9 protein-coding genes and 1 pseudogene are annotated in these 6,601 nt (G+C 68.5%); all 10 read left to right on the top strand.

Annotation, left to right across the window (positions count from 1 at the left end):
• The coding region (locus AB4Y84_RS09875) for a FliG C-terminal domain-containing protein (protein WP_442250075.1) at window positions 1–121 on the top strand (121 nt) is incomplete at its 5' end.
• Window positions 118–759, top strand: a complete 642-nt coding sequence (locus AB4Y84_RS09870; protein WP_425541327.1) for a FliH/SctL family protein — start codon at window positions 118–120, stop codon at window positions 757–759. The genes AB4Y84_RS09875 and AB4Y84_RS09870, both read left to right, overlap by 4 nt.
• Complete coding sequence (locus AB4Y84_RS09865; protein ID WP_363733172.1) at window positions 756–2,156, top strand: FliI/YscN family ATPase; 1,401 nt, start codon at window positions 756–758, stop codon at window positions 2,154–2,156. Before AB4Y84_RS09870 ends, AB4Y84_RS09865 begins: the two co-directional genes overlap by 4 nt.
• Window positions 2,153–2,620, top strand: a complete 468-nt coding sequence (fliJ, locus tag AB4Y84_RS09860) for a flagellar export protein FliJ (RefSeq protein ID WP_025878992.1) — start codon at window positions 2,153–2,155, stop codon at window positions 2,618–2,620. The genes AB4Y84_RS09865 and fliJ overlap by 4 nt, the downstream gene beginning before the upstream one ends.
• Window positions 2,620–3,783 carry a flagellar hook-length control protein FliK gene (locus AB4Y84_RS09855; RefSeq protein ID WP_442243504.1) on the top strand — a complete coding sequence of 388 codons (1,164 nt, stop codon included), beginning with the start codon at window positions 2,620–2,622 and terminating at the stop codon, window positions 3,781–3,783. Before fliJ ends, AB4Y84_RS09855 begins: the two co-directional genes overlap by 1 nt.
• A gap of 221 nt (window positions 3,784–4,004) precedes the next feature.
• Window positions 4,005–4,520, top strand: a complete 516-nt coding sequence (locus AB4Y84_RS09850) for a flagellar basal body-associated FliL family protein (RefSeq protein ID WP_025878990.1) — start codon at window positions 4,005–4,007, stop codon at window positions 4,518–4,520.
• A 10-nt stretch (window positions 4,521–4,530) separates the two neighbouring features.
• Window positions 4,531–5,535, top strand: coding sequence for a flagellar motor switch protein FliM (gene fliM / locus AB4Y84_RS09845; RefSeq protein ID WP_025878989.1), 1,005 nt, complete (start codon window positions 4,531–4,533; stop codon window positions 5,533–5,535).
• Window positions 5,532–5,867: a flagellar motor switch protein FliN gene (gene fliN, locus AB4Y84_RS09840; RefSeq protein ID WP_025878988.1), complete on the top strand. Its 336-nt coding sequence runs from the start codon at window positions 5,532–5,534 to the stop codon at window positions 5,865–5,867. Before fliM ends, fliN begins: the two co-directional genes overlap by 4 nt.
• Window positions 5,864–6,271, top strand: coding sequence for a flagellar biosynthetic protein FliO (fliO, locus tag AB4Y84_RS09835; RefSeq protein ID WP_442250074.1), 408 nt, complete (start codon window positions 5,864–5,866; stop codon window positions 6,269–6,271). Before fliN ends, fliO begins: the two co-directional genes overlap by 4 nt.
• A 1-nt stretch (window position 6,272) precedes the next feature.
• Window positions 6,273–6,601: pseudogene (locus AB4Y84_RS09830) on the top strand (flagellar type III secretion system pore protein FliP); the annotation flags it as partial.

Below are 6,601 nucleotides of genomic sequence, written 5' to 3'. Positions count from 1 at the left end.
GCGCGGCCCGGTCCGCCTGTCCGACGTGGAAGTGGCGCAGCGCGAGATCCTGGCCATCGTCAAGCGCATGGCCGATGAGGGCACTGTCACCATCGGCGGCAGCGCGGAGGCGATGCTGTGAGCAACGTCGTGCGCTGGCTTGCCCCGGACCTGCTGGCCCAGCCCGAACCGGTGCTGGACCACGACGAGGCCTTCGAACTCACCGAGCCGGACCCGGAGCATGAGCCGGAGCCGCCGCTGCAGCTGCCGACCCTGGAGGAGATCCAGGCGATCCAGGACAGCGCCGAGAAGGAAGGTTTCGATCATGGCCACGCCGATGGCTTCAGCCAGGGCCAGGCCGAGGTGCGCCGCTTGGTCGCGCAGATCGAAGGCATCCTCGACAACTTCGGCCGGCCGCTGGCGCGTCTGGAAAATGAGGTGGTCGGCGCCCTCGGCGAACTGGCGGTACGCATCGCCGGTGCGCTGGTAGGCCGTGCCTACGAGGCCGATCCGGCGCTGCTGGGAGAACTGGTAGGCGAGGCGATTGACGCCGTCGGCGGCAGCAACCGCGAGGTGGAAGTGCGTCTGCACCCCGATGACATCACTGCCCTCGCCCCATTGCTGAACCTGTCGCCGCAGCAGCGCCTGGTGCCTGACACCAGCCTGAGCCGTGGCGACCTGCGCGTGCATGCCGAGGCCGTACGCATCGACGGCACCCTGGAAGCCCGCCTGCGCGGCGCGCTGGACGCCGTGATCCGCCAGACCGGAGCCATCGCATGAACACCGAGACCGCTTCGCCGCCGTCGCCGCCGGCCGACTGGGCCGTTGCCCGCAATCTGCGCCTGGCCAACCGCCTGGACGGCCTGAAGGTCGACACCGCGCACGGTCGCGGGCTGATCCGCGAAGGCGTGCTGCGCCGAGCAGTCGGCCTGACCCTGGAGGCGGTCGGCTGCGAAGCGCCGCTCGGCGCCAGCTGCAAGGTGGAAGTGGTTGACGGCGGCTGGGTCGATGCCGAAGTGGTCGGCTTCGCCGGCGAACGCACCTACCTGATGCCCAGCGCCGAACTGCACGGGCTGCTGCCGAATGCGCGGGTGGTGCCATCCGCCCGTCGTGGCGGCGTGGAAGTGGGCGAAGGCCTGCTCGGCCGTGTCATCGACAGCGATGGCGTACCGCTGGATGGCAAGGGCCCGATCCGCGCTGAAGGCCACGTCGGCATGGCCGGCGTTTCGATCAATCCGCTGGCACGCGAACCGATCACCCAGCCACTGGACGTAGGCGTGCGCGCGATCAATGCGCTGCTGCCGATCGGCCGCGGCCAGCGTGTGGGCCTGTTCGCCGGCTCCGGCGTCGGCAAGTCGACGTTGCTGGGCATGATGACCCGCTACACCGCCGCCGACGTGATCGTGGTCGGCCTGATCGGCGAGCGTGGCCGCGAAGTACGCGATTTCGTTGAAAGCACCCTGGGCGAGGAAGGCCTGCGCCGCGCGGTGGTGGTGGCCAGCCCGGCCGACCGGCCGCCGCTGGCCCGCCTGCATGGCGCCTACCGCGCCACCGCCATCGCCGAATGGTTCCGCGACCAGGGCCTGAACGTCTTGCTGCTGATGGATTCGCTGACCCGCTTCGCGCAGGCCCAGCGCGAGATCGGCCTGTCGGTGGGCGAGCCGCCCACCACCCGCGGCTATCCGCCATCGGTGTTCGCCAAGCTGCCGGCACTGGTGGAACGTGCAGGCAACGGCGCCAAGGGGCGCGGTTCGATCACCGCCTTCTACACCGTGCTGACCGAGGGCGACGATCCGCAGGATCCGATCGCCGATGCCGCGCGCGCGATTCTTGACGGCCACATCCTGCTCTCGCGCCGGGTGGCCGACAGCGGCCTGTACCCCGCCATCGACGTGGAATCGTCGGTCAGCCGCGTGGTCACGGAAATCGCCGACGAACCGTGGCGCCTGCGCATCCGCAAGTTGAAACGGCTGGTCTCGGCCTACTCGGCCAACCGCGACCTGATCGCCATCGGCGCCTATCAGCGCGGCAACGACGCGGCGACCGATGAAGCCCTTGAGCGCTGGCCGGAAATCATGGAATTCCTCGGCCAGGATGTGGCCAAGGCCGCAGATCTACCGCACAGCCAGGCGGCGTTGCAGCGCCTGGTGGAACAAGAGAACGAGAGGCTGACATGATCCAGTCCAAGCGCATCGACCCCCTGCTGAAGCGGGCCCAGGAACACGAGGACGCGGTCGCCCGCGACCTGGCCGAACGCCAGAACGTGCTCGACACCCATCTGTCGCGCCTGGACGAACTGCGCCGCTACGCCGAGGAGTACGCCAACGCGCAGATGGCCGCGACCAGCCCGGCGCAGCTGTTGAACCGGCGCGCATTCCTGGACCGGCTGGACAGCGCGGTGGAACAGCAGCAGCAGACCGTCAACGGCAACCTCGAAAAAGTGGAGGCCGAACGCGCGCGCCTGATCCTGGCCAGCCGTGACAAGGCCGTGCTGGAGCAGCTGGCCGCCAGCTACCGCGCGCAGGAAAAAGTGGTGACCGACCGCCGCGACCAGCGCGAGATGGATGACATCGGCGCACGCCGCGCGCGCCTGGCGCAGACCGAAGACCAGGACGATGGCGAGCAGGGAGGCCGGTCGTGATGCCCTCCCCGTTGAGCAGCAACGCCAGCGCACCGACGCCCGGCGGCAGTGGCAATGCCGGCAGCGCACGCGCCTCGCGCAGCGATTCCGGCAAGGATTTCGGCCAGATGCTGCAGGGCGGCGGCGCGTCGACCGCCACTCCCGGTACCGCGACAAACGCCAGCAATCCGGCAACACCGGCGAACGCTGCAACAACCCCCGACGGCAACCCGGGCAAGGCGACGCCGCGGCCGACCGACGGCGACGCAGCCGCCACGGATGCCAGCACAGCGACACCTGCTGTACCGGCAACATCGGCAGCCAGCGACGACAAGGACACACCGGCCAACGCGGACGACGCGCCCTGGCCGCCACTCGGATTGGCCGGCCTGATGCTGGCCGTGCCCACCGGCGTCGATCCGGCGCCTGTGCTGCCGCCGCCAGCGGCCAGCGATGCCGAAGGTGGCGCGCTGCCCTCCGCTGCACTGGCACCCGCGGCCGCCGCAGTGGCGACCAACGCGAGCCAGGGCGCGGCAGCGCCGGCCGCCAGCGCTCCGGCATCCGCTGCCGGCGATGATGAGGCCAGTGGCCTGCCGTTGCCGGAGCTGGTGATGGGGGGCAAGGCATTGGATCGTGCCGACGACGGTGACAGCCTGCAGATCGGCGACCGCGCACCTCCGGCACCGCTGCAGCCCCCCCTGCCCGCCGCCCTGCAGGACCTGAAGGCCGCACTGGCCAGCAATGCCATCTTCAATGGCGAACCCACGCCGAAGCCGGTGCTGGGGGATGATGGTTTCGACCAGGCCATCGGCGCGCGCATCGGCTGGCTGGCCGACCAGAAGATCGGCCATGCCCATATCCGCCTCAACCCTGAAGACCTGGGGCCGGTGGACGTGCGCCTGCAGATGAACGGTGACAAGGTCCATGCCAGCTTCAGCAGCCCGCATGTGGATGTACGCCAGGCGCTGGAAAGCAGCCTGCCGCGCCTGCGTGAACTGCTCGGCGAGCAGGGCTTCCAGCTGGCCCATGCCGATGTCGGCCAGCAGCACAGTGGCGACGGCACTCCGGGCAGCCCGACGGGCGGCGGCGGTCGCGGTGGTGACGGAGAACCGTCACTGGGCGACACCACGGTGTCGGCGTCGCAGCTGATCCGCCAGCGCGGGTTGTTGGACGCGTACGCCTGACAGGCGTGCCAACCAAGGTTGGCACCCACCAGAGCGGGACGGTCGGCACCTACCAGAACACGGGTAGCGCCGGCCATGCCCGGCGGATTCCCGACATTCCGCCGGGCATGGCCCGGCGCTGCCGATATGAACACCCGACGGAATTCCGTCACCGCCCTCTCCGGCCACTCCGGCACGCCCCTTGCATATCCCGGTGAAGCAACCCTCAGGAGCTTCACCCCGTGGCCGCAGCCGCTGACAAAACCAAGAAGACCGCCGACAAGGACAAGACCGCCAAGCCGCGCAGTCCGATCCTGATCACCGCCCTGGTCGCCGTACTGGCCGCCGGTGCCGCCGGTGGCGGCGTCTGGTTCTTCACCCAGTCCAAGCACGAAGACAAGACCGCGCAGGCGCCGAAGAAGACCACCACTCCGGCCCCGGCCCAGTACTTCGCGCTGGAACCGGCATTCGTGGTCAACCTCAACGGCTCGATCGACGGCCCGCGCTACCTGCAGGTGGAAGTGCAGCTGATGACCCGCGATCCGGCCGCGCTGGAAGCGATCAAGACCCATGCCCCGGCCATCCGCGCGCGCCTGCTGATGCTGTTCTCGCAGGTCAGCCCGCAGCAGATCGCCGACATCGCCGGCAAGCAGAAGCTGCAGGCCGATTCGCTGGCCGAAGTGCAGAAGGTGCTGAAGGCCGAGACCGGCAGCAACGGTGCCGACGACCTGCTCTTCACCAGCTTCGTGACCCAGTAAGGGCTCCCCGATGAATGACCTGCTGTCCCAGGATGAGATCGATGCCCTGTTGCATGGCGTGGACAGTGGCGCGGTCGAAACCGAGCCGGACGCCCCCAGTGGCGAAGCACGCTCCTACGATTTCGCCAGCCAGGACCGCATCATCCGCGGTCGCATGCCGACCCTGGAAATGGTCCACGAGCGTTTTGCGCGCCTGTGGCGGATCGGCCTGTTCAACCTGATCCGGCGTTCGGCCGAACTGTCCGTGCGCGGCATCGAGCTGATCAAGTTCAACGACTACATGCACTCGCTGTATGTGCCGACCAACCTGAACCTGATCCGCTTCAAGCCACTGCGCGGCACCGGCCTGATCGTGTTCGAACCGACCTTGGTGTTCGCCATCGTCGACAACTTCTTCGGTGGCGACGGGCGCTATCCGACGCGCATCGAAGGTCGCGAATTCACCGCAACCGAAATGCGAGTGATCCACCTGCTGCTGAAGCAGACCTTCGCCGACCTGCGTGAAGCGTGGGCACCGGTGATGGACGTGGAATTCGAGTACATCAACTCGGAGATCAACCCGCACTTCGCCAACATCGTGACGCCGCGCGAGTACGTGGTGGTGTGCCGCCTGCATGTCGAACTCGACGGCGGTGGCGGTGACATCCACGTGACCCTGCCCTACTCGATGCTGGAGCCGATCCGCGAACTGCTCGACGCCGGCATCCAGAGCGACCGCAACGACCGCGACGAGAGCTGGGGCCGCACCCTGCGCGAGCAGCTCAACGTGGCCGAAGTCACCCTGTCCAGCGTACTGGCCAGCAAGCGCATGACCCTGCGCGACCTGACCCGGCTGAAGGTCGGCGACATCCTGCCGATCGACCTGAGCCCGCAGGTGCCGCTGTGCGTGGAGAACATCCCGGTGTTCACCGGTGAGTTCGGCGTCGCCAACGGCATGAACGCCGTAAAGATCACCGCTACCCATCCGCCGGGCACCCGTCCGCGCGTACCCGTCATCCAAGAAGACCCGCAATGAACGATATCGACGCCCTCGAACCGACCCCGGCCCAGTTCAGCAACCTGCAGGCCGATGAAGCGACCGGCCCGGATTTGAACCTGGACGTGATCCTCGATGTGCCGGTGACGCTGTCGCTGGAAGTCGGCCGCGCCCGCCTGCCGATCCGCAACCTGCTGCAGCTCAACCAGGGTTCGGTGGTTGAGCTGGAACGGGGCGCCGGCGAATCGCTGGACGTGTTCGTCAACGGCACGCTGATCGCCCATGGCGAAGTGGTGGTGATCAACGACCGCTTCGGCGTGCGCCTGACCGATGTGGTCAGTCCCAGCGAGCGGATCCGGAGACTGCGTTGAGCCTGCTCGCCGCCACCACCCTGGCCGTCGCCAAGACGGCCCCGCAGATCGGCCAGCATGCGCCGRCCGCACCGAGCCTGTTCGGTGCGGTGCTGGCCCTGCTGGCAGTGCTGGCCCTGGTCATCGGCCTGGGCTGGCTGCTCAAGCGCTTGCCCGGCAGCGGCTTCCGCCCGGTCGAGGGCATGAAGCTGGTGGCGAGCCTGAATGTCGGCGCCAAGGAACGCGTGGTGGTGGTCGAGGTCAATGGCCAGCAACTGCTGCTGGGCGTCACCGCCGGTGGCATCAACGCCCTGCACACCCTGCCCGAGCCGCTGCCACCGCCTGCGCCGGTGCGCGTACCCGACCTGAAGAACCTGCCGAATTTCGCCCAGCTGCTGCAACAGCGGCTGCGCAAGGACCCCTGACATGCGTGTGACCCGTTCCCGTCTTGCCACCCTGCTGCCGTGGCTGAGCCTGATCGCCCTGTGCCTGCTGCCTGCGTTGGCGTTCGCCGCCCCGGGCGCGCCGACCACGCCGCTGCCGGACATCAACGTCGGCAAGATCGGCGGTGCGCCGGTCAGCCTGCCGCTGCAGACGCTGCTGTTGATGACGGCGATCACCCTGATCCCGTCGATGCTGCTGGTGCTGACCTCCTTCACCCGCATCATCATCGTGCTGGGCCTGCTGCGGCAGGCACTGGGCACCGGCCAGACCCCGTCCAACCAGGTCCTGCTGGGCCTGGCCCTGTTCCTCAC

The organism is Stenotrophomonas sp. 2YAF22, assembly GCF_052114665.1.
GTDB lineage: Bacteria > Pseudomonadota > Gammaproteobacteria > Xanthomonadales > Xanthomonadaceae > Stenotrophomonas > Stenotrophomonas indicatrix.
Note: the sequence above shows the minus strand (reverse complement) of the source record. Positions and strands in the feature narration are given on the sequence as shown.